This is a genomic window from uncultured Helicobacter sp., assembly GCF_937906905.1.
In the GTDB taxonomy this organism is placed as follows: domain Bacteria; phylum Campylobacterota; class Campylobacteria; order Campylobacterales; family Helicobacteraceae; genus Helicobacter_B.
This window is the reverse complement of sequence record NZ_CALERY010000021.1, coordinates 13,096-34,754: the sequence shown is the minus strand read 5'-3', so window position 1 is coordinate 34,754 and position 21,659 is coordinate 13,096. Positions and strand designations below refer to the sequence as shown.

Below are 21,659 nucleotides of genomic sequence, written 5' to 3'. Positions count from 1 at the left end.
CCTACACCTCACGATCTCGTAAATTATAAATCACCCTGTCGCCCACACGCACACTACCATCTTCGAGCAGCTGTGCATTCTGGAGTGAAATTTTCTCATCTCCTGCATGAAATGCGAAAGGATAATTTCGGCAAAATTCTAGCTTATAGTTGCTGAAAATTTGCTTCCAGCTTGGTGGATTTTGCAGTCGCAAAAATAGTGCAGACAGAAATTCCTGCACATCTAGCGCAATATCCAGCGCGCCAAATCGCTCACTGCGCAGATTTATCCCCACACCACACAGCCACACTCCACGCCATTTCTCCACCAAAATCCCGCCAACCTTTCTCGCACCCGCTTGCATGTGTTGCACTCTTTGCTCTGTGCTGATATACAAATCATTTGGATATTTCAGCCAGACCTGCGATCCAGATTCTGCCAGAATCTGTTTGATGATATAGCCTAGAAATATCGCCATACTCTGGGGTGGGAGGTCATCTGGCAGGCGAAGTGGCGCAGCATAAGAGAGCGAAAACATCAGCCCTCCCTCATCACTCCACGCATTTCCACGCGACCCACGCCCTTTGGTCTGGGATTTGGCGATGATACATAGCGCTGGGTTGTTGGCACTAGAATCCTGTGTGCTAGATTTTGCCAAAATCCGCCGCAACTCATCTTGCGTAGAATCCACGCTCTCTAAGCGCACCACACGCACTCCGCCAATCTCACTACACTCCATGACCACGCTTGTTTTAGCACCAGAATCCAGCATACAAGGCGTGCGAAAATCTCGAGCGGATTCTAGCATAGCACATCTCCTACGCGCTTTTGCTGCGAGAGAAGAAACGCGCTTGCGTCCATGCGATTTCTACTAGGAGCTTGAAGCTCATCAATTTGCAATGCACCCTCCTCACAAGCAATGACACATGGCTTCACGCTTAGAATCTCACCAGCGCGCGCACTTGTGCTAGTAGTGGGGCAAGTCGCGCTAGATTTTGGGTTAGATTCTGGCACCACCCTAATCCCAAAAAGCTTAATCCCGCTTGCTAGAAACACTCCGGGCCACTGGCTAAAGGCAAGCCATTTTTTGTAGATATTCTTGGCATTATCAAAGCATACCAGCCCATCATTTTTGCAAATCTTTTTGCAATAAGTCGCCTTAGTATGATCCTGTGGAATAGGAGTGATAGTGTCCAGATTTTCCAGCACCTCTATAAGCTTATGCGCACCAAGCTGGGCGAGCATCTGCCCTAGCATTGCGGTAGTGGCATGCGCTGCATGTGAGCTACGAGGAATCCTAGCCACTCCTAAAATATCCCCGCTATCAAGCCCAGAATCCATTCGCATGATACTCACGCCAAATTCCTCATCATCGCTCAAAATCATCTGCTGGATAGGGCTTGCTCCACGATAGGCTGGGAGGATAGAGGCATGGACATTGATACAAGGTGCGATGTGGAGTATAGATTCTGGCAAGATCTTCCCATACGCCACGACGATAATCGCCTCCGCCCCCAATTGCGCGAGCTTCTCACTCACACTAGAATCTAGCTTTTGGGGCTGGAGCACAGGTATGCCACGCGCAAGCGCAGCAAGCTTCATTGGCGGGGGCGTTAAAATCTGCTTGCGTCCCACTGGCTTATCTGGCTGCGTGCAAACAGCCACAATCTCATATTTCTCACAGAGCTGCTCAAACACCACGCACGCAAACTCCGGCGTCCCCATAAACACAAGCTTCATATTTCTTCCTTGCTATACCAAATCTACCCCAGAATCTAAACCAAAACCCTCTCAACCAGCACAAACACAATACATACTAGAATCCACTCCGCTAGATTCTAGCAATCCTGCCCTGCTCGAGCTAGAATCTACTGCCCGCTCGTGCCAGATTCTAGCACCGAGCCAGCGCGCGCACCAGAATCCACTCCGCTAGATTCTGCGCCACTAGTCTCCACTCCCGAGCTATCAAGCACGGATTTAATCGTCCTAATGCTACTTGGCGAGCTCGAGAGAAAAATCTCTACGCGATTGTTTTTCGCGCGGTTTTCTATCGTCGTATTCGGTGCCACAGGGCTGTATTTCCCATAGGAGGAGTATGAGAGTTTATTGGGATTTACCCCGTTGGCAAGCAGCTGTTTCGCTACCGCATACGCCCGCGCAGAGGCGAGCTCATAGAGATCGCTGTATGCCGATGAGCTAGGTAGCGACTTATCATCTGTATAGCCACGCACATCGATTTTCACATCTGGCGGGAGCTTTTTGATGATTTCAGCAATTCTTCGCACATAGGTAATCATCTCTTCGTTGTTTAAATCCGCGCGCCCCTCTTCAAAGAGCAAATCCGCTGGCAAGCGCAGTATCACACCTTGCTCGATTTGCTCTAGCACACCGCCCTCTTGGATCATCATTTGAATCTGTGCGATAGAGTCTTTTACTGCCACAGCAGAAGCGCTTCCATCGGCAGTTTGCGGCTTCTCTCCCTCTGTGCTTTCCTGGATTTCACCAGGATCTGGTGGGCGCTGGAAAATCGGCTGAAATATGCTTGATTTTGGCGGGTTATTAAACGCAGTAATCATGGCTTGACTTAGCGCCTTTGCCTTTGAGCTCTCTGTGCTAGAAATCGCCCAGAGCGCGATAAAAAGCGCGAGCAGGAGCGAAAGAAAGTCCGCATAAGGGACCGCCCATTTCTCTCCTGCTGGGCATTCTGGACATTTTTTCTTCGACATTATCGCTTCCCCACCCTACTCAAATTGCGAGATTTTTGGCTGATCTGGTCGCAAGAAGCCTAGTAGCTTGCTCTCAAGGTTGCGTGGGTTTTCGCCATTTGCAATCGCCAAAATCCCCTCCATGATGACAATTTTTTCTTGCACGATATAGAAAGAGTTGTTTTTGATTTTATTACCCAGGGGACCAAAAATAACATACGCACACATAATCCCCGTAACCGTCGCAGTAAATGCACCCGCAATCCCTGCTGCCATAGCAGTAGGATCTTCAAGAAGCTGGAGAGCGAGCATAAGCCCCATAACCGCCCCGACAAGCCCCATAGTCGGCGAGGTCTCACCCGCGGTAATCCAATAGTGTGCCGCACCATGGTAATAATGCTCTAGCTGCTCGATTTTGATCTCCAAATCCTCTTTCACAGATTTTGCATCACGCCCGTCAATCACCATACTAAGCCCCTCGCGGAAGAAATCATCTTCAATCTGTGCTGCGCGCCCCTCCAGTGCTAGAATCCCATCTCTACGCGCCAGCGAAGAGAATTCCACGGTGTCTTTGATAGTCTTTGTGAGATCAAGCTTAGGTCCCATAAATGCCAACCCCAGCTCCTTATACGCCGCCTTAATCGCCGCAGAATGCGTAGAAACCATCGCGGCAAACAAAGTGGTAGGAATAATGATGATACAAGAGCTTAGGTGGATAACATGCAGCGGATTCCCGCCCTCCAAAATATCCCCGATGGAAATAGAGGTAATCGCCAGAATAATCCCAAGTAGTGTTGATAAATCCATACGCACGCTCGCAAGTTAATATAAACACTTCCCACTCTCGCACGCACCAATGACGCGCAACGCTATGGGAGATAATGCCTTGGCATTATGAAGCAAATAATATGCCAAAGCCGGCTAGTAGCTCGCCAGCCCTGCTACCACACAGACTGCACAAGCCACCAGGCACACTACTATAAATCGTTTGAAATCGATAATTTTTGAATATATGCAGAATCCGCACTAGTATTGAGACAAATTGCGCACGATAGTTGTGCCAGAATCCAAGCCCACTAGAGCGAGTAGAACCAATCTCGCCTCCTATCGCTACAATCAGCGCAGATTCTAGCGATAGATTCTGCGTGCGCGCCATTGCCACAAGGTGTGCTGGAGAAAAGCCCCCGCCTCAAGCTAGCCGCCCTCTCCCCGAAAAACACTTCAAATACATCGTGCGTATTGCAATCACCCAGGATAAAGTCCTCATGCGCACGCTCATCGCTGCGCGTATGACAGCAGGGCATGACCAAGCCATTATAATCGACATATAGGCTAATTGCTGGCTGGAAGCAGCCAGAATCCACCCTCCTAGCACGCTTCATAGACTCTAGTGAGCCGCCACGAGACTGCCCGCTTGTATCTGGATTCCACACACGATAATCGATATTAAGCCCCGGGATCTCAAATCGCACGCGATACTCCTGCACGCTATCTTCCATAACTTCATAGGGGAGAGAGAGCTTTTGGGACATTTTTTTCATCGCTGGCAAAATCGTCTGCTCCTTGTCAAAGCGCTTTTCCTTGCCATAGTAGTAGGACATAAGAATGTGATTTACCCCCGCGTCGCGCAGTGCTTCAAAATACTCCCTCTGCGCATAATCACCATTGGTAAAAATCGTGAAACGCGCCTTTGGCAGCTTCTGTCTTGCTTGTGCGATACGCTTTAAAATAAGCTCGCGATTGGCTAGAGGCTCGTTAAAGCGGTGGAAATTGAAGTTTTGGTCGTATTCTATTTCTGCGAGATTGTCCAGAATCTTTAAAAAAGTGGATTCTGGCAGCTCTATGCTTGTGCTTTTTCTATCGATATGCGAGTTTGGGCAAAACCAGCAAGTGCGATTACAAAAGCTTGCAACCTCAACTTCAACCATTTGTAAATATCGCTTGAGAATCGTTTTTTGCTGTGCTTTGTCGGTGATTGGCACACTTAGAGCAAAAGCAGAGTCCAAAAAATCCTGCGCTTTTCTCGTATGGAATCCATCAGTATTAGCAAAATTGCGGAATTTGCGTTTGAAAATCTCGGGGGCTTTGAGGTAGGCAGACTGCAGAGCGCGCTTAAGCATGAGAGACCTTTATCTAAAATAAAGCCCGCAATTTACAAAAAAAAAAAAAAATGAGTCAAGGGAGAGCAGAAGCAGCTAGGCTTGCGGTATATGCAGCAATCTAAACAAAGGGAGTGGGAGATAAAAGGAGCTGCTTAGAGAGTAGGCAGCCAAGCCGCCACCACAGAATCTAAAACAGCATAATAAAGCTTACATAGTAAGTCGGGGTGCGCTTGATGATAATGTCTTTTGAGACTATGGAATCTAGCTCAGGGTTGCCCAGATTGTCTTTGCTGCCATCGCCGTAGGTAGCAGTAGATTCTAGTCCTAGGCGCAGCTCACTAGGCAGTCCTACCACACTCATAGGCACTTTTGCCCCCAAATCCACCTTATAGCGCGGGGAAATGGAAAAGCTAAAGCCAAGATTGAAGCCATAATCCACCTGCAGTAAGTAATTCCACAAAATATCTTTGCTTTGATATGTGCCGCTAGGCGTGGTGGCAAGATGTTTTTTGAGATTCTCATCTGCTTTGTCAAAAAGCAGCATGACTCCTATACTAAGTCCCCCATACACGCCAATGGCGCTCTCCTTGAAAACCCCATTTTTCACAAACAAACTAAATGGCAGTTCAGCGAGCAAATCGACATTCATGCCGCCAAGCACATACCACAAGCTCCCCACAATTTCACCATCAATCTTCTCGCTCCCTGTGCTTAGCATGCCATCGCCATAAAGCCTTGTGCCAAAGTATGGGGTAAAAAACTTTTGATACCCAAATCCCCCGCCAAAGACAAAAAGATTAGATTCTAGGTTAATCCCACCAGGGCGCGTAGCGTTTAAAAATATCCCGCTTGTCTTGCAGCCGCTTTTGTCTGTATCTGTGCAGACAAAGCCTGCTTCATCTTTGGGGACATTGTTTGTGCGATTATAGAGTCCGTCTTGGTAGTTTTGCGTGAGATTAGCAACACCTAGCATGACTCCACTAAAAGCACCACTTTTCCTATCTGCTATGCTATAAGATTTCGCGTGCTTCATACGCTTAGATTCTGGCTCATCGATAAAGCGCGCTTCTATGTAGTCTTGGGATTTGTAGGGCATGGAGCGCACTGGGATATGATTGGCTTCTAGGAGATGTTGGTAGTAGAGGATTTTTTCCTCTGTGGATTTATCCCGGATATCGCGCTCATGCGCACGCATGATGTCGATAATATCTACACGCTTGTTTTCTATGGTTTTGAATTGCTCATCACTTAGCATGAGCTGCTCGTTGCTTAAAGCCCCAAAGCTATCGACTAGATTCTGGCTGGGGGATTTGCCAGAGGAAGTGGCAAGCAGCGGGAGTGCGCACACCATACCTAGCGTCAATACCCTCTGCCAGTGTGCTGTTATGTGAGTTTTCATTCTATCTCCATGGCTAGAAAAGATACGCATAGCCCACCAAATACATAAGCCCCAGCTTGAAATCCTCACCAAAGGCACTTGGCGGGACTTTCACCCCAGCTTCTAAGCGATGATGATACGCAAGCGTAGCTGATAGACCAAAATTCATCACACTCCCCACAACCACGCGCACACTAGATTCTGGCGCGCTATATGATCTCTGCATAAACGCCTCCACTCCACCGCCGACACCCGCATACGCACCTAGGTAGTAGCCATCATCTGTGATTGCCAAATCACCCACAAAGTCAATATTAAAGCTTGCCAAATGTGTCTGCACGCTATCGCCGATATTGTTCGATGAGCCAAATGCAGCGATATACTGCCCATACACGCGCACACCTATGGGCGCTGCACCGATATAGCGCGTATAGCCCCCGCTTAGCCCTAGCGCAAATGGACTCATGGAGACTGGGTATTTGCGACCATTGCGCTCAAGCGTGATTTCAAGCTCGCTAGATCCCAGCACCACGCCCACAAATGCGCCACTGCGACTTAGATTCTCGCTTGTCTGGGCAAGCTTGCGTAAATGCTCATAATACTGCGCGCGCAAGAAATAGAGCTGCTTTTTTTGCTCCTGCTCGCTCAAAGCAGCATCTAAGCCAGAATCTAGCGGAGCAGCTTGCGCTATGCCAAAAGCTAGAATCCACACTTGTGCCCCACTCATCGATAGCTTCCATGCTTGCGCCAATGCTGTGTGAAGCTTTCGTCTAAGCATAGATAGGCGATTAGAACACATAGCTATACCCCACAAGTGTGAGCGCACCAAACCAATCAAGCCTATCGTTGATGATAAATTTCAGCTCGGCTTCCACGCGGTGTTTAGTAGCGACTATGACATCAAATCCAAGGTTTATTACCCCGCCAAGCGAAGCGTCAGTTTTTCTATCATAAGTCATGCTAAGTAGCCCGATCCCCATAATCGCACCAGCTTCCAACCCTTTTGCCACAGGCATATCTACCAAAATATCCGCGCTCACACCCAATGCACTAAAGCCGATGTCTGCATAGTGTAACTCTTTGGCATTACTGCCAAGATATTGAAGATAGATTCTGCTGCCCACGATATTAGGCACAGAGAGCGTATCATAGAGAGAGGGATAAAAGCTCTGGTATCCAGCCTTGGCACCATAGGCAAACGCATTGCCTTTGAGATAAGCAGGCTCACCCGTAGCATTGTGGAAAATCCAGCCACCATAAAGCCCGATAAACACACCGGTTTTTTGATTTGATGCTTCAAGATTATTGACTAGATCTATAATCTCCTCATCACTCACTGCACCATAGGCGATGATATATGGGTAGTAGGAGAGATCAAGCTTGTCATAGTCGATTGGCTTGCCTGGCTCGAGTGTGTTTTCTGGGAGGCTTTTGGTCTGGCGGACATCAGCATGTGCAAGAGTCCCGCCAAAGCACAATGCCAAAACCAAAAACACACAACAGCATGATAGTGCCTTGTGGCAATCCGCTCTCACTCATAGCCTTTCTAAAATATGTGATGGATTTTGGATATAATCGCAACCATGTAGTGCGCAAATTATAATCCATGAAAGTTAAGATGAGTTTAAGGCTATCCCTGCACAAAGAATCTAACAAGTTCCCACTAGCCCATAAAACAAGGAGCAAACATGTCTATCACGCCAAAGTCCCAGCCAAAGAAAGTTACCCTAAACTCCTTGCAGAAGAAAAAAGGCACAGAGAAAATCACTGCTATCACTGCTTATGATGCGCTCTTTGCTGGGATATTTGATGAAGAAGTTGATGTGATTCTCATTGGTGATAGCTTGAATATGAGCTTTGGTGGGAAGCGCGATACTACAAGTCTAAGCCTAGATGCTATGATCTACCATGCCAAAGCCGTATGCTCTAAAGTAAGCCATGCTTTTCTCATCGCAGACATGCCCTTTGGCAGCTATGCTACCCGTGATAGTGCGCTCAAAAACGCCACAAAACTCATCAAACACACGCAAGTCGATGCGATAAAGCTCGAGGTAACGCACAAAAAACTCCCTATCATCGAAGCACTCATCGATGAGGGGATCGCGGTCATGCCGCACATTGGGCTTATGCCCCAATACATCAAAGCAGAAGGTGGCTACAAGATAAAAGGACGCGAGCAAAGCCAGTGTGCAATGCTTTTAGATTCTGCAAAATGCCTTGAACAAGTGGGCGCATTTGGTCTGCTGCTAGAGGGCATTAGTGCGCCCTGCGCCAAGCACATCACGCAAAGCCTTCGCATTCCAACCATTGGCATAGGCTCTGGGGTGGATTGCGATGGGCAGATTCTAGTGTGGAGTGATATGCTAGGACTCTATGATGAGCTACACCCAAAATTTGTGCGCACCTATCTTGAGGGTGCAAAGCTCATTAAACAAGCCGTGCGTGAGTATGTAAGCGATGTGCGAAGTCAAAACTTCCCAAACCAAGATGAAAGCTACTAAGAACTAAGATTATGGAAAAAATTTCACTTATTTTTGAAGAAGATTCTGCCAAAACGCCTAGCCAAACATCACATCAAACTGCGCATAAACTGCGCCATGGCGAGAATCGAGTTGTAAGTATAGAGAAGCTTGATCTTGAGGAGCGCAGTGAAATCTCGCTGCGCCCAAGTATCTGGGGGGACTATATCGGGCAAGAGCGCGTGAAAAAAAACCTAGAAATCGCAATCCTAGGCGCTAAAAAGCGCGGAGAATGCCTTATGCACACGCTACTCTTTGGACCGCCAGGACTTGGGAAAACAACACTAAGCCATATTATCGCGCATGAAATGAATGCGGCGATTAAGGTTACTGCTGCGCCCATGATTGAGCGTGCTGGGGATTTAGCCGCGATTCTTACTAATCTCCAGGAGGGCGAGATTCTTTTCATTGATGAAATCCACCGCCTAAGCCCAGCCATAGAGGAAATGCTCTACCCTGCTATGGAGGATTTTCGGCTTGATATCATCACTGGCTCTGGACCAGCGGCACAGACGATCAAAATTGATCTGCCGCGCTTCATGCTTATTGGCGCCACTACGCGCGCTGGCATGCTCTCCCACCCACTACGCGATCGCTTTGGCATGGACTTTCGTCTGCAGTTTTATGACACAAGCGAGCTAGCCCAAATCATCGCCAAAGCTGCGCAAAAGCTTGGCAAACAAATCGCCAAAAACGCCAGCGATGAAATTGCCGCACGATCAAGAGGGACTCCTAGAATTGCGCTGCGACTACTGCGGAGAATCCGGGATTTTTCTGATGTGCGCGAGGAGGAGGAGATCAGCCTTGAGACAACAAAGTGCGCGCTAGAAGAGCTAGGAGTCAATGCGCTTGGCTTTGACGCGCTTGATCTGCGCTATTTGCGTGCAATAGCCCAAGCCAAAAAGCCCATAGGACTAAACACAATCGCAGCAATCATCAGCGAAGATGAAGAGACAATCCAAGATGTCATCGAGCCCTATTTACTCGCACAAGGGTTTCTAGAGCGCTCCGCTCGCGGGAGAATCGCCACTGCTAAAACCTACGAGCTTTTGCATTTGCAAAATCCCCAGCTATTTTAGAGAAATGACGCTAATTGTAGGCGGTAGAAAAAGACAATGAAATGCGACACAAAGCCTAAACCACAAAACAAAAGGTGGATTCTAATGCGCCAGATTCTAAGCATTTCACGCGCGAGGTTATTTGCAGGATTGTTTGTAGTATTGCTCGCCCAAGCACTCTATGCAGATTCTTACACGCTCCAAGCCGATTCACAAACACCCCATCTTGTGCCCCAAAATCCCCCAAGACCAATCCCCCAAGCAATAATCCCCAAAAACACGCATGATACAACCGCACCTAGTGCGCTTTCCCCACAGAGTGCGCAGCTTGAAGCCACCGAGCCGCTTATCAAGCTAGAGTTTATCATCTCCTATAAAGCCCAGAGCCAAGATGGGATCATCACAGGCGAGCGATACAGCGTCTCTGATCCCATTACACTAAAATCTCAACATCTTACCACTGCTTACACTTGCAAGCTCGACACCCCTATCAACAACCTCATCACTGATGATGAAGCCTATGCGCTAAAATATATTCTTAGCAATTACAAAGATGAAGTGATAGCATGCCTACAAAAAGGCAGAGCTGATGTGCGCTATGATGGGAGCTTCTCACAGAATGTGCGCGTGCAAGATAGCGCGCTACTACATTTTCCGCCCCAGAGGATTCTGGCGTATTTTGAAAATCGCTATCTTGTGATAGATGTGCTAAAGTAGCTTTGCCAAAAGGAGTGTAATGAAAATCGCAATCGTAGAAGATGATATCAATATGCGCAAAAGCCTTGAGCTGTTTTTCGCCGAGCATAAGGACTTACGCGTAGTAACTTTCCGCAGCCCCAAAGATGCGCTAAAAGAGCTAGATTCTAGTTTCCAGCTTGTCATCACAGACTTAAATATGCCGCATATGAATGGGCTAGACTTCCTAAAGCAGCTTAATAATCGCTATGAAATGATTGTCATCACCGGCAATGCCACGCTGCATTCTGCGATAGATTCTATACGGCTTGGGGTCAAGGACTTTTTCCAAAAGCCCTTTGAGCCATCTCTCCTGCTCGAAGCTGTCTATCGCAGTAAGCGGGTGCTAGAATTCCAGCAAACCCACACCAAAACCACCTCCCCCAAAGCCCAGGCTATCAACAAACAAAATCCATTTGCTGCTTCAAGCCCACTGCTAGAATCTCTCCAAGAGCGTGTGAAAAAAGTTGCGCCCACAGATTCTAGCGTGCTACTCATGGGGGCTAGTGGCGTAGGCAAAGAAGTGTTCGCACGCTATATCCACGAGCACTCCCACCGCGCCAAAAAACCCTTCATCGCAATCAACATGGCAGCAATCCCCGAGCACCTACTAGAATCCGAGCTTTTTGGCTATGAAAAGGGCGCATTTACAGACGCAGTCTCTGCCAAACAAGGGCTATTTGAGCTAGCAGATGGCGGGACACTATTCCTTGATGAAATTGGCGAAATGCCCATTATGCTTCAAGCCAAGCTCCTGCGTGCTTTGCAAGAGCGTGAGGCGACTCGGCTTGGGGGGAGTAAGCCTATTGGCTTTGATGTGCGAATCATCTCTGCGACAAACGCGAATCTCGAGCAAAAAATCGCGCAAAAAGCTTTCCGCGAAGATCTCTTCTACCGCCTCCAAACAATCCCCGTGCTAATCCCACCACTAAAGGAGCGCACAGAAGAAATTCTGCCAATTGCGCAATGGAAGCTCTCGCTTGTGCTAGCCCAATACAATCTCCCCGAAAAATCTTTCTCCAAAGCCGCTAAAGACGCACTACTAGCCTATGAGTGGCATGGCAATATCCGCGAGCTACTCTCTGTCATCGAGCGCGCAGCAATCCTTAGCGAAAGCGAGCAAATCGAGCCCAAAGACTTATTCCTAGAAGCGCGCAGCGGGGATTCTAGCGCTAGAGGCAGTAGAAGCGCAGCAGAATCCAGCCAAGCCAGCAAAATAGAATCACTAGAAAAGCAGCTACTCCAAGAAGTCCTACAAGAGAGCGATGGCAACATCGCGCGCGCGAGTGCGCTACTAGGCATGAGCGAGGAGATTTTGCGACATAAAATCGCCAAATACGCCATAGAAGCAAAGATTTAGTAAAAAATAATGGATTCTGTGCTAGTATCGCGCCTTTTAGCGCAACAATGGCGCAATCCTTAAGAGCGCAACACCGATGATACAATCTTTCTTAAACAAGGACATGCAAGGAATACAATGGCAGAGATTATAGGGTTCAAGCGCGCGTCAAATGCAGCTCATAGCGCCAATGATAAAGCTAGCGAGATTATTGATTTGCAAACTATCGCAGCCAAGCAGGGCGCTACGCTCGCACAGCTGCGCGAGAATCTACAAGCAAAATCCAGCGATACAAGCGATTTTAGCAGCTTTGGCACACCCATATATTTTGACAACTCCCCAGACGCACTTTCAATCATTCGCCACTCCTGCGCGCACCTGCTTGCCCAAGCGATTAAGCAGCTCTATCCTGATGCGAAGTTTTTCGTAGGACCTGTGGTAGATGAGGGCTTTTACTACGATTTTAAGACAAGCAGCAAGATTAGCGAGGAAGACTTAGGCACGATTGAGACGCGCATGAAAGAGCTTGTAAAAAAGGGTGATTTGATTGAAAAAACCACCATAACCCGCCAAGAAGCAGAATCTAGATTCTGTGGCGATGAGCTTAAAATCGCCGTCATGAGCCGCATACAAGGCGATAGCTTTGGAATCTATGAGCAGGGAGATTTTGTAGATTTATGTAGAGGACCACATCTCCCTAGCACTAAGCTTTTACAGCATTTCAAGCTGACCAAGCTCGCAGGTGCGTATCTGGGCGGCGATGAGAGCGCGGAAATGCTTATTAGAATCTATGGCATAGCATTCGCTGATAAAGAAAGTCTCAAATCCTATCTCCACCAGCTAGAAGAAGCCAAAAAGCGCGATCACAGAAAGCTGGGGCAGGAAATGGGGCTATTTACTTTCGATGAGCAAATCGGCGCTGGACTGCCCATCTGGCTGCCAGCTGGGGCAAGATTGCGCAGACGAATCGAAGAGCTGCTCACTCGCGCGCTTATCCAGCGAGAATACGAGCCCGTGCGCGCTCCTGAAATCCTAAAAAGCGAAGTATGGAAAATCAGCGGACATTATGATAACTATAAAGAAAATATGTATTTCACCACAATCGATGAAGTCGAGTATGGCATAAAGCCGATGAACTGCGTGGGGCATATCAAGGTCTATCAACACACCAAGCGCAGCTACCGAGAGCTGCCGCTTAGATTTTATGAGTATGGAATCGTGCATAGGCATGAAAAAAGTGGCGTGCTGCATGGATTGCTACGCGTGCGGGAATTCACCCAAGATGACGCGCATATTTTCTGCATGCCAAGCCAGATAGAAGCAGAAGTGCATAATATCTTGGACTTCACGCGCAAGATTATGGGGGCGTTTGGATTCCACTATGAAATGGAGCTCTCTACGCGCCCGGCAAAATCTATCGGCGATGATGGGGTGTGGGAGATCGCGACTAGTGCGCTAAAAAGCGCGCTAGAATCTAGCCAGATCCCCTACCAAGTCGATGAGGGTGGTGGAGCATTCTATGGACCAAAAATCGACATCAAAATCACTGACGCCATTGGGCGTAAATGGCAGTGTGGCACGATACAAGTGGATATGAATCTGCCTGCTAGATTCTCTTTGGAATACACTGATGAGCACAATCAACCCCAGCAGCCAGTCATGCTCCACCGAGCGATTTTAGGGAGCTTTGAGCGATTTTGTGCGATTTTGTGCGAGCATTTTGGCGGGGAGTTTCCGTTTGCTATTGCGCCCACCCAGGTTGTCATTATCCCAGTAAGCCAGGAAGCAGCCACCTACGCGCGCCATATCCAGCTGTCTTTACGCGAGCTGGGCGCATATGCCGAAATCCACGACAAAAACGAAACACTAAGCAAGCGCGTGCGCACAGCAGAAAAGCAACGCGTGCCCATGATTGTGATTATTGGCGACAAGGAAGTGGAATCCAAAATGCTTGCAGTGCGCGATAGACGAGCCAAAGAGCAATACAACCTAGAAGAAGGAGCGTTTTTTACCATGATAGAATCCAAGATAAGAGAGGTTAGCTTTTGAGCAAAGAAGAAGTGCTACTAAATGATGAAATCCGTTTTAGTGAAGTGCGCTGCATCGATGATGATGGCGAAGTATATGGGATCATTTCTTCAAGGGAAGCCAGGGATTTAGCACAGGAGCGTGGGCTGGATCTTGTTTGTGTCTCGCCAAATGCCAAACCCCCTGTGTGTAAAATCATGGACTATGGCAAATACCGCTACCAATTAGAGAAAAAGCAAAAAGAAGCCAAGAAAAAGCAGAAGCAAATCGATATTAAAGAGATCAAGCTCTCTGCTCAAATCGCGCAAAATGACATCAACTACAAAGTCAAGCATGCCAAGGAGTTTATTGCAAATGGCAAGCATGTGCGATTCAAAGTCGTGCTAAAAGGCAGGGAGGCGAGCGATCCCCAGCTTGGTGTCTCTGTGCTAAAGCGTGTAGGCGAGATGATAGAAGACATCGCCCAGCCCGAGAAAGAGCCTAAAACCGAAGGGCGCTTTGTGAGCTGGCTTTTTGTGCCTAAACGCTAGAATCCAGATTCTGCGTAGATTTCATAAGAAGCGTGCAAAAACGACATAGCATGAAAACAGACGCCAAAACACATGCCAAAATAGCTGCCACAGCCCCTAAGCAAGTCGCCAAAACTATCGCAGCTCAAACAGCGGCTACCAAGACTATTGCAATCGTTGGCAGACCCAATGTTGGCAAAAGCTCACTTTTTAACCGCCTGGCAAAAGCGCGTATCGCCATTACTTCTAGTATCGCTGGCACCACACGCGATACAAATTCCGCGCAAGTTTCCATAAGCGACACCCCTATCACAATCATCGACACAGGCGGCATAGAGGAGAAAATCGAAGAAGAGCGCGCAGAGCTTTTTGCTAAAGTCGCTGCCAAAGCCAAGCAAGCTGCCAAAGAAGCCGATCTCATACTCTATGTCGTCGATGGCAGGGAGATCCCAAGTCTCCAAGATCGCAAGCTATTTTTCTCCTTGCAAAAGCATACACCCTGTCTCCTTGTAGTCAATAAAATCGACAATGACGCCCAGAAAGAATATGCCTACAATTTCGCAGAATTTGGCACACAAGAGATGTATTTCATCTCTGTAACGCATAATCGCGGCATAAGTATCTTGCTAAATGCCATTGATAGAGCACTTGCTGACAAAGAGCCCCTCGCAGTAGAAGCCGACATAGAAGAAGAGCTGCTTGAGCTTCTAGAATCCCCAGCTTCCTCTCCGCTTGACTCTTTAGATTCTGCTACGCCAGATTCTAGTGATTTGCACTCTAGCACCGCAGAATCTAGAACATCTAGCGAGCTAGATTCTAGCGACTCGGTAGTGCAAATTGGAATCATCGGGCGCGTAAATGTGGGCAAAAGCTCGCTGCTCAATGCGCTTGTAGGGCAGGAGCGCAGTGTGGTGAGCGCGCAGGCTGGGACGACGATTGACCCCGTAGATGAGGAGATTATATATGGCGGGCAGACATTGCGCTTCATTGACACTGCTGGAATCCGCAAAAAAGGCAAAATCCAATCCTTAGAAAAATTCGCGCTTCATCGCACAAGCAAGGTGCTAGAGCAGGCAGATATCGCGATTTTGGTATTAGATTCTAGTGCGCCGCTTGTAGAGCTTGATGAGCGGATATTCTCCCTAGTGCAAGAACATGCACTAGGCGTGATTGTCGTGTGGAACAAATGGGATATCAAGCACACGGATTTTGCATCGATGAAAGCAGAATTCACGCGTAAATTTCGCTTCCTAGAATACGCGCCATTTCTCACGCTTAGCGCACTGCGCGGTCGCCACATCAAAGAGCTAAAAGATACAATCCTAGAAGTCTATGCCAACTACTCCTCCAGAATCCCCACCGCCAAGCTCAACGACGCCATCGCTGCAGCGACCAAAGCCCACCCGATTCCAAGTGATCATGGCAAGCTTGTCAAAATCTACTACGCCACACAATACGCCACCAAGCCCCCCCAAATCGCGCTCATGTGTAATCGCCCTAAGTCGCTACATTTTAGCTATAAACGCTTTTTGGTTAATCGTCTGCGCAAGGAGTTTGCACTTAGTGGCACACCTGTGCTGCTCGCCCCTCGCCCCAAAGATCAGCGATTTGATGAGAATCTAGCCCCAGAAAAGCTCAAAGAAAATCCAAAAGAAGCCCCAAAGCGCAAACGCGCGCCCAAAAGCCGTGGCACAAAGGATTCTAGGAAAAATCCTAGATAGCCTAGAATCTAGCCACATGAGCACCACATCTGCCACCACGCTCCAAGAGCACTCACCCTCCCAAGAGCAGCTGCGGCAATTTGGATTCTCCCATCTTCTCGAGCTTGCTACATTCGCGCCACATAGTTATAGCTCGAGCTTTTTGCTACGCGAGCTTAAAGAGGGTGCGCAAGGAGTAGTGCGCGTGCGTATCGTCCAGCACCACTCCTATGCCAAAGTCCTAAAAATCCACGCCCACGCGCTGGACTTTGATGAGCCTTTTACGCTTGTGTTTTTTCACCCAAAACCCTATATCAAAAAGCTTTTTGCAATTGATTGTGAGCTATTTGTGCAAGGAAGCATTAAGCTTGATGGGCTCTCTAGCGCCCATCAAGTGAGCATGATTCAGCCAAAAATCGTGCGCGAAATCAATGTCATCACCCCGCATTTCAAATCCCCACACAAAAACGATCAGCTCATCAAGCTTACCCGCACTCTCATCACGCAAGAAAATCTACAAGCCTATCTGCCAAACGAAATAAGCATGGCACTAGTGCGGATATTTCACCCAGATGAGCAGTTTTTCGCGGATTTTAGCACACGCAAAGGATTTGATGAGCGCAGTCTCTACGCGCTGAAGTTTTGCGAGATTTTCGCGCATTTATTGCGACTCTCCACCAAGCGCATGGATTTTCCTGCCAAATATCGCTGCAGCGGTGATTATCAATCTTGGGCACAAAGCCTGCCATTTTCTCTCACAGGCGCACAGCAGCGCGTGTGCCAAGAAATCGCGCGCGACCTAGCAGGGGAGCGCGCGAGCAAGCGGCTTATCATGGGAGATGTAGGCTGTGGGAAGACACTTGTGATTCTCGCAAGTGTGATGATGTCCTACCCTAAAAAATCCCTTCTCATGGCGCCAACTAGCGTGTTAGCAAAGCAGCTTTATGAGCAAGCCAAGCTCTATTTGCCAGATTTCGTGCAAGTGGCATTTATCAGCGCAGAATCCAAACAAGAGCTTGGTGGGCTATTTGCCGCTCAAGTGGATTTCATCATCGGCACACAAGCCCTGCTCTATCGCGAGATAAACGGCGATGAAATCGCGCTGGTGATGAGTGATGAGCAGCATAGATTTGGCACAAAGCAGCGCCACTATCTTGAGAAGCTCGCCACCGCACCAGAATCTAATGGGCAAACAAGCAAGCCCCATATCCTGCAGTTCTCCGCCACACCAATCCCCCGCACCATGGCAATGCTAGAATCCAAAATGATTGATGTAAGTATCATCGATGAGCTCCCCTACCCTAAAAATATCACGACAACAATCATCACCAAAAGCGGCTTCCAAGCCCTGCTCTCTCATATCCAAAGTGAGCTAGCACTCGCTCATCAAGTAGCCATCATTTATCCGCTGGTAGAAGAGAGTGAAAAAAGCGAGTATCTCTCACTCAAAGAAGGTGAGGGGTTTTGGAAAAATCGCTTTGCAGGCGTATATAGCACCTCCGGGCAGGACAAAGAAAAAGAGCGCGTGCTAGAGGAGTTTGCTCAACAGGGCAATATCCTGCTAGCCACCACGCTTATCGAGGTAGGAATCTCGCTGCCAAAGCTCTCGACTATCATTATTATCGCCCCAGAGCGCCTGGGGCTTGCTACGCTCCACCAACTTCGTGGGCGCGTGAGTCGCAATGGCTTGCAAGGCTACTGCTATCTCTATACGCATACACCAGATTCTGCCAGACTGCGCGAGTTTGCCGCGCATTTAAGTGGATTTGACATCGCGCAAATCGACTTACGCTATCGCAAAGGTGGGGACATATTACAGGGTAGGACGCAGAGTGGAGCGCAGTGGGTGTGGGCAGATCTAAGCGAAGATGAAGCGATTTTCACCCGTGCAAACACGCATTTACAGACATATTTACAGCACAACGCCAAACAAGCATAGCAGCGCACATACCTGAAGCAGATTTTCAAAACAATGGGCACTGCCCACCGCAAGCGATGTTTCTTAAGAATGCCCAAAATCGTTTTGCCACAAATCTAGCCATTCCGCCCAAAATCCACTTTTGTTCTTTGCGAATGACAGAAATATTTCACAAGCAATACGACGCACAAAGCGTAGATTTTTAAGGTAGATTCTGGAGGGCTAAAGCAGCGTGAAAACTAGCTGGATACTTTGTGTGATACTCTCAAAATATGGGCTGCTAGGATAGAAGCTCACGCGATAGAGCAGCTCGGCATTAAGCGGAAACCACTTAAAAAGCGCGAGTCCGCCCTCTACATATCCGCCTACGCTTTGCGCATACGCATTGCTTTGCACACTTAAGCCCCCACCTAGCACAAAGGAAAATGGCGTGGGGTAGCCATCTGGCTTGCCCTCGCAGTCTTTATGTGTTTGGAGTGCGCCACTTGCGCGGTGGTAGGGATTGGGGAAGGGGTGGAGATACAAAAGCCCACCGATGTAGTGGGTGTTGCGATGAAGCTTGGGCGAGTGGCTAAAGAGATAGCGCCCTCTCCAGCCATAATCAAGCTCTCTATCATCTTCTGGATTCATATATATTACCCCGGCACTAGCACCCACAATTGGTGTGGTCGCTGCGGTGCGCGCTTGGTTTTGCGTGCTAGAATCTAGCGCGTTAAAATCCGCGCCCACGCCTGCGTGCAAGGAGAGGATTTGCATAAGTGTCCCGCCCCAAAACTTTAGCTGCTCGGATTGGGATTGACAAAGTGGGATAGCAAAAAGTGTGGGTGAGATAAGGACTAGGAGCAAGGCAAGCCTAGCTCCTAATGCAGAAACAAGCCCCATAGTCTAATACGGCTTATGCTTTAGGCTTAATCATATTTTCTGGGACGACAAATTTGTCAAAATCCTCCGCGCTGACAAGTCCTAGCTCTAGGGCGGATTCTTTTAGGGAGATGTTTTTCTTATGCGCGTTTTTGGCGACTTTTGCCGCATTTTCATAGCCGATGTGAGGATTGAGCGCGGTAACTAGCATAAGAGAGTTGTGGAGATTGTGCGCGATTTTCTCTCTATTTGGCTCAATGCCTACTGCGCAGTGGATATTAAATGAGTGCATTGCATCGGCTAGCAAATCAAGGCTTTGCAAGAAGTTATAAATAATCACAGGCTTAAAGACATTAAGCTCAAAATTCCCTTGAGATGCTGCAAAGCCAATTGCCGCGTCATTCCCCATAACTTGCACTGCGACCATTGTGAGAGCCTCGCATTGTGTGGGATTGACCTTGCCGGGCATTATAGAGCTTCCGGGCTCATTTTCTGGGATTAGCAGCTCGCCTAGCCCACATCTAGGACCGCTTGCTAGCCAGCGGACATCATTGGCGATTTTCATAAGATTTGCTGCTAGGGCTTTTAGTGCGCCGTGTGCAAACGAGATGGCATCGTGGCTTGTTAGGGCGTGGAATTTATTAGGGCTTGAGACAAACTTCACGCCTGTGAAGTTTGTAAGCTCTGCACTTACCTTTTCACTAAGCTCTGGGTGGGCGTTTAGCCCTGTGCCTACCGCTGTCCCACCAATGGCAAGCTCACGGAGTGTAGGAAGTGAAGCGATGATTTGCTCTTTGGAGTGCTCTAGCATTGAGAGATAGCCGCTAAACTCCTGCCCAAGTGTGAGAGGGGTGGCATCTTGGAGATGTGTGCGCCCGATTTTTACGATAGAGTCAAACTCTTTGACCTTTTTGGCAAAAGTGCTTTTAAGCTCTTCTAAGGCTGGGAGCAGCTTTTTCTCTAGCTGGATTACAGAGACGATGCTCATCGCTGTGGGGAAGGTGTCATTAGAGCTTTGGCTCATATTGACATCATCATTTGGGTGGATTTTTTTCTCCTTGCGGAAGTCCGCGCCTAGAATCTCGCTAGCGCGATTGGCGATGACTTCATTCATATTCATATTGCTTTGTGTGCCAGAGCCTGTCTGCCAAATAGCTAGAGGGAAGTTGTCATCAAATTTACCTGCGACGATTTCATCACACGCTTGCACGATGGCGTTTTTCTTTTCACTATTTAGCTTGCCTAGGTTGTTATTGACCACTGCAAGCGATCGCTTAAGCTTTGCAAAGCTATAAATCAGCTCTTTTGGCATTTTTTCTGTGCCGATTTTGAAGTTTTCAAAGCTGCGCTCTGTTTGCGCTCCCCAATACTTGTCATTAGGCACTTTCACTTCGCCCATTGTGTCGTGTTCGATACGAAATTCCATAACCAACTCCTTGCAATGTTAAGATGTGGCTAAAGTGTAGGGGATTTTGTGTAAGAATTTACTTAAAACCTAAAATCCACTGCTCAACCCTAGCCCAAAAGCCAGCACCTTAGCAAATAGGCACAGCTAGATTCTGCTACAATACCCGCTCCACTATCTCACACAAAGGACATAAATGAGTATCAAAACTTCTCTCAAATCCTATCTCAAATCCGCACTCTATGGACTAAAAGCACGCAAAGACTATCAAGGAGCTAGAATCTACTTCCGTGCAAAAACCGCTAGCTACCTGCGCTACCTTGACTCCCACAATCAGCTAAAGCCCCTCCCCCAAGCACACGCCAAGCAGGTTGTAGAATACTGGACGCCTTTACTCTCTCTCTCTCTCGTGGCTTCGCGCGAAATAGCTTACAAGAGCGCATAGATGAGCTACTCTCCTGGCATACAATCTACCACAGCATAAATCCCCACCACCCCCTAGATATCGCCTACCTAGACAATCACTTCTACTACTGCGATATTCTCCCCTACTTCAATCCCAAATCCTACCAAGCCGCCTTTAGCGATAAAAACTACTACGATGTGCTTTTCTCCCACTTCCCCACGCCACGCACACTGCTAAAGCGCGTAAAAGGCAGCTACTACCGCCCCACGCAAGAGCGCAGCCACACACCCCAAAGCCTAGAATCCACTTTAGCATTGCTCAAAGACTATGACCGCGTGCTGATAAAGCCCACGGAAATGCACGCCACGGGGCAGGGCAGCGGTATCCAAATCATAGAGCCTGCCACAATGAGTCAGCAAGCACTCACCGCCTTGTTAGAATCCTACAAAAGCGACATCGCAATCCAAGAAGTTATCGCTCAACATAGCTTCCTAGAATCCCTGCAGCCAAACTCGGTAAATACTTTTCGTATTATGACTTTTATCTTTAATGAAGAAGTGCATTTGCTCTCGGCATTTCTAGCCATAGGCAGTGGCGGTGATATTTCTAATGGCGATAACTCCAATAGAATCGGTATCGATGAAAATGGCGTGCTGCGTGATTTTCTTGTGAAAGATAGCTTTATTTTGAAAGACAAAGGAGCTGCGCCAGATGATGACACCAAAGCAGAATCTGTATTTGGCACCAAAGTTCCGCATTTTGATGAAATCATCAATACTGCCAAAGCTATGCACCTTGTGCTACCACACTTTGGGATTATCGGCTGGGATTTTACGCTTGATGAGCGCGGCAAGCCTGTGATGATAGAAGCAAATATTGACTGCCCGGGTGTCGAGCTACCGCAGTTTTGCAACGCCCCGCTCTTTGGCGATTTCACCGACACAATCCTTACGCGTATGCTAGAGCGCTAGATTCTAGCTCTTCTAGGACATGCCGCGCGAATCTCGCCTGCTTGCA

At 48.1% G+C, this 21,659-nt stretch carries 18 protein-coding genes and 2 pseudogenes; 10 read left to right on the top strand and 10 right to left on the bottom strand.

Translation table 11 applies throughout. From position 1 onward, the window contains the following. Window position 1: 1 nt before the first annotated feature. The 8 genes and pseudogenes from Q0171_RS04925 to Q0171_RS04890 all read right to left on the bottom strand — a co-directional run bounded on the left by Q0171_RS04925 (window position 2) and on the right by Q0171_RS04890 (window position 7,660). Window positions 2–787, bottom strand: coding sequence for a biotin--[acetyl-CoA-carboxylase] ligase (locus Q0171_RS04925; protein ID WP_299327352.1), 786 nt, complete (start codon window positions 785–787; stop codon window positions 2–4). Next, a complete protein-coding gene (gene fmt, locus Q0171_RS04920) occupies window positions 781–1,704 on the bottom strand; it encodes a methionyl-tRNA formyltransferase (RefSeq protein ID WP_299327472.1) in 924 nt (307 codons plus the stop codon). The genes Q0171_RS04925 and fmt overlap by 7 nt, the downstream gene beginning before the upstream one ends. 239 nt (window positions 1,705–1,943) lie before the next feature. Next, window positions 1,944–2,705: pseudogene (motB, locus tag Q0171_RS04915) on the bottom strand (flagellar motor protein MotB); the annotation flags it as partial. Window positions 2,706–2,720: 15 nt separating this feature from the next. Beyond that, window positions 2,721–3,491, bottom strand: a complete 771-nt coding sequence (gene motA / locus Q0171_RS04910) for a flagellar motor stator protein MotA (RefSeq protein ID WP_299327350.1) — start codon at window positions 3,489–3,491, stop codon at window positions 2,721–2,723. Between the two features lie 269 nt (window positions 3,492–3,760). After that, window positions 3,761–4,804, bottom strand: coding sequence for a radical SAM/SPASM domain-containing protein (locus Q0171_RS04905; protein ID WP_299327349.1), 1,044 nt, complete (start codon window positions 4,802–4,804; stop codon window positions 3,761–3,763). A gap of 169 nt (window positions 4,805–4,973) precedes the next feature. Next, window positions 4,974–6,185 (bottom strand): outer membrane beta-barrel protein, encoded by a 1,212-nt coding sequence (locus Q0171_RS04900; protein ID WP_299327348.1) that lies wholly within the window; start codon window positions 6,183–6,185, stop codon window positions 4,974–4,976. Between the two features lie 13 nt (window positions 6,186–6,198). Further along, a complete protein-coding gene (locus Q0171_RS04895) occupies window positions 6,199–6,891 on the bottom strand; it encodes an outer membrane beta-barrel protein (protein WP_299327347.1) in 693 nt (230 codons plus the stop codon). Between the two features lie 61 nt (window positions 6,892–6,952). Beyond that, a complete protein-coding gene (locus tag Q0171_RS04890) occupies window positions 6,953–7,660 on the bottom strand; it encodes a hypothetical protein (protein WP_299327346.1) in 708 nt (235 codons plus the stop codon). Between the two features lie 198 nt (window positions 7,661–7,858). Between Q0171_RS04890 and panB the strand changes: the two genes are divergently transcribed. The 8 genes and pseudogenes from panB to recG all read left to right on the top strand — a co-directional run bounded on the left by panB (window position 7,859) and on the right by recG (window position 17,991). Then, window positions 7,859–8,665, top strand: coding sequence for a 3-methyl-2-oxobutanoate hydroxymethyltransferase (gene panB, locus Q0171_RS04885; protein WP_299327470.1), 807 nt, complete (start codon window positions 7,859–7,861; stop codon window positions 8,663–8,665). Window positions 8,666–8,676: 11 nt separating this feature from the next. Continuing rightward, a complete protein-coding gene (gene ruvB / locus Q0171_RS04880; RefSeq protein WP_299327345.1) occupies window positions 8,677–9,762 on the top strand; it encodes a Holliday junction branch migration DNA helicase RuvB in 1,086 nt (361 codons plus the stop codon). A gap of 36 nt (window positions 9,763–9,798) precedes the next feature. Further along, complete coding sequence (locus Q0171_RS04875) at window positions 9,799–10,458, top strand: hypothetical protein (protein ID WP_299327344.1); 660 nt, start codon at window positions 9,799–9,801, stop codon at window positions 10,456–10,458. 19 nt (window positions 10,459–10,477) lie between these two features. Then, window positions 10,478–11,836 carry a sigma-54 dependent transcriptional regulator gene (locus tag Q0171_RS04870; RefSeq protein WP_299327343.1) on the top strand — a complete coding sequence of 453 codons (1,359 nt, stop codon included), beginning with the start codon at window positions 10,478–10,480 and terminating at the stop codon, window positions 11,834–11,836. A 297-nt stretch (window positions 11,837–12,133) separates the two neighbouring features. Next, window positions 12,134–13,864: pseudogene (gene thrS, locus Q0171_RS04865) on the top strand (threonine--tRNA ligase); the annotation flags it as partial. After that, window positions 13,861–14,373, top strand: coding sequence for a translation initiation factor IF-3 (gene infC / locus Q0171_RS04860; protein ID WP_299327341.1), 513 nt, complete (start codon window positions 13,861–13,863; stop codon window positions 14,371–14,373). The pseudogene thrS and the gene infC, both read left to right, overlap by 4 nt. Before the next feature lie 50 nt (window positions 14,374–14,423). Further along, window positions 14,424–16,073 (top strand): ribosome biogenesis GTPase Der, encoded by a 1,650-nt coding sequence (gene der, locus Q0171_RS04855; protein WP_299327340.1) that lies wholly within the window; start codon window positions 14,424–14,426, stop codon window positions 16,071–16,073. After that, window positions 16,039–17,991 (top strand): ATP-dependent DNA helicase RecG, encoded by a 1,953-nt coding sequence (gene recG / locus Q0171_RS04850; RefSeq protein WP_299327339.1) that lies wholly within the window; start codon window positions 16,039–16,041, stop codon window positions 17,989–17,991. Before der ends, recG begins: the two co-directional genes overlap by 35 nt. A gap of 201 nt (window positions 17,992–18,192) precedes the next feature. Here the strand turns inward: recG and Q0171_RS04845 are convergent, their stop codons facing one another. Together Q0171_RS04845 and fumC are read right to left on the bottom strand one after the other, a co-directional pair. Next, window positions 18,193–18,852: a hypothetical protein gene (locus Q0171_RS04845; RefSeq protein ID WP_299327338.1), complete on the bottom strand. Its 660-nt coding sequence runs from the start codon at window positions 18,850–18,852 to the stop codon at window positions 18,193–18,195. Window positions 18,853–18,865: 13 nt separating this feature from the next. Next, complete coding sequence (gene fumC, locus Q0171_RS04840) at window positions 18,866–20,257, bottom strand: class II fumarate hydratase (protein ID WP_299327337.1); 1,392 nt, start codon at window positions 20,255–20,257, stop codon at window positions 18,866–18,868. A 175-nt stretch (window positions 20,258–20,432) separates the two neighbouring features. Here fumC and Q0171_RS04835 point away from each other — a divergent pair, with 175 nt between their 5' ends. Both Q0171_RS04835 and Q0171_RS04830 read left to right on the top strand, forming a co-directional pair. After that, window positions 20,433–20,681: a hypothetical protein gene (locus tag Q0171_RS04835; RefSeq protein ID WP_299327336.1), complete on the top strand. Its 249-nt coding sequence runs from the start codon at window positions 20,433–20,435 to the stop codon at window positions 20,679–20,681. Then, complete coding sequence (locus Q0171_RS04830) at window positions 20,615–21,613, top strand: sugar-transfer associated ATP-grasp domain-containing protein (protein ID WP_366113802.1); 999 nt, start codon at window positions 20,615–20,617, stop codon at window positions 21,611–21,613. Before Q0171_RS04835 ends, Q0171_RS04830 begins: the two co-directional genes overlap by 67 nt. Window positions 21,614–21,659: the final 46 nt, after the last annotated feature.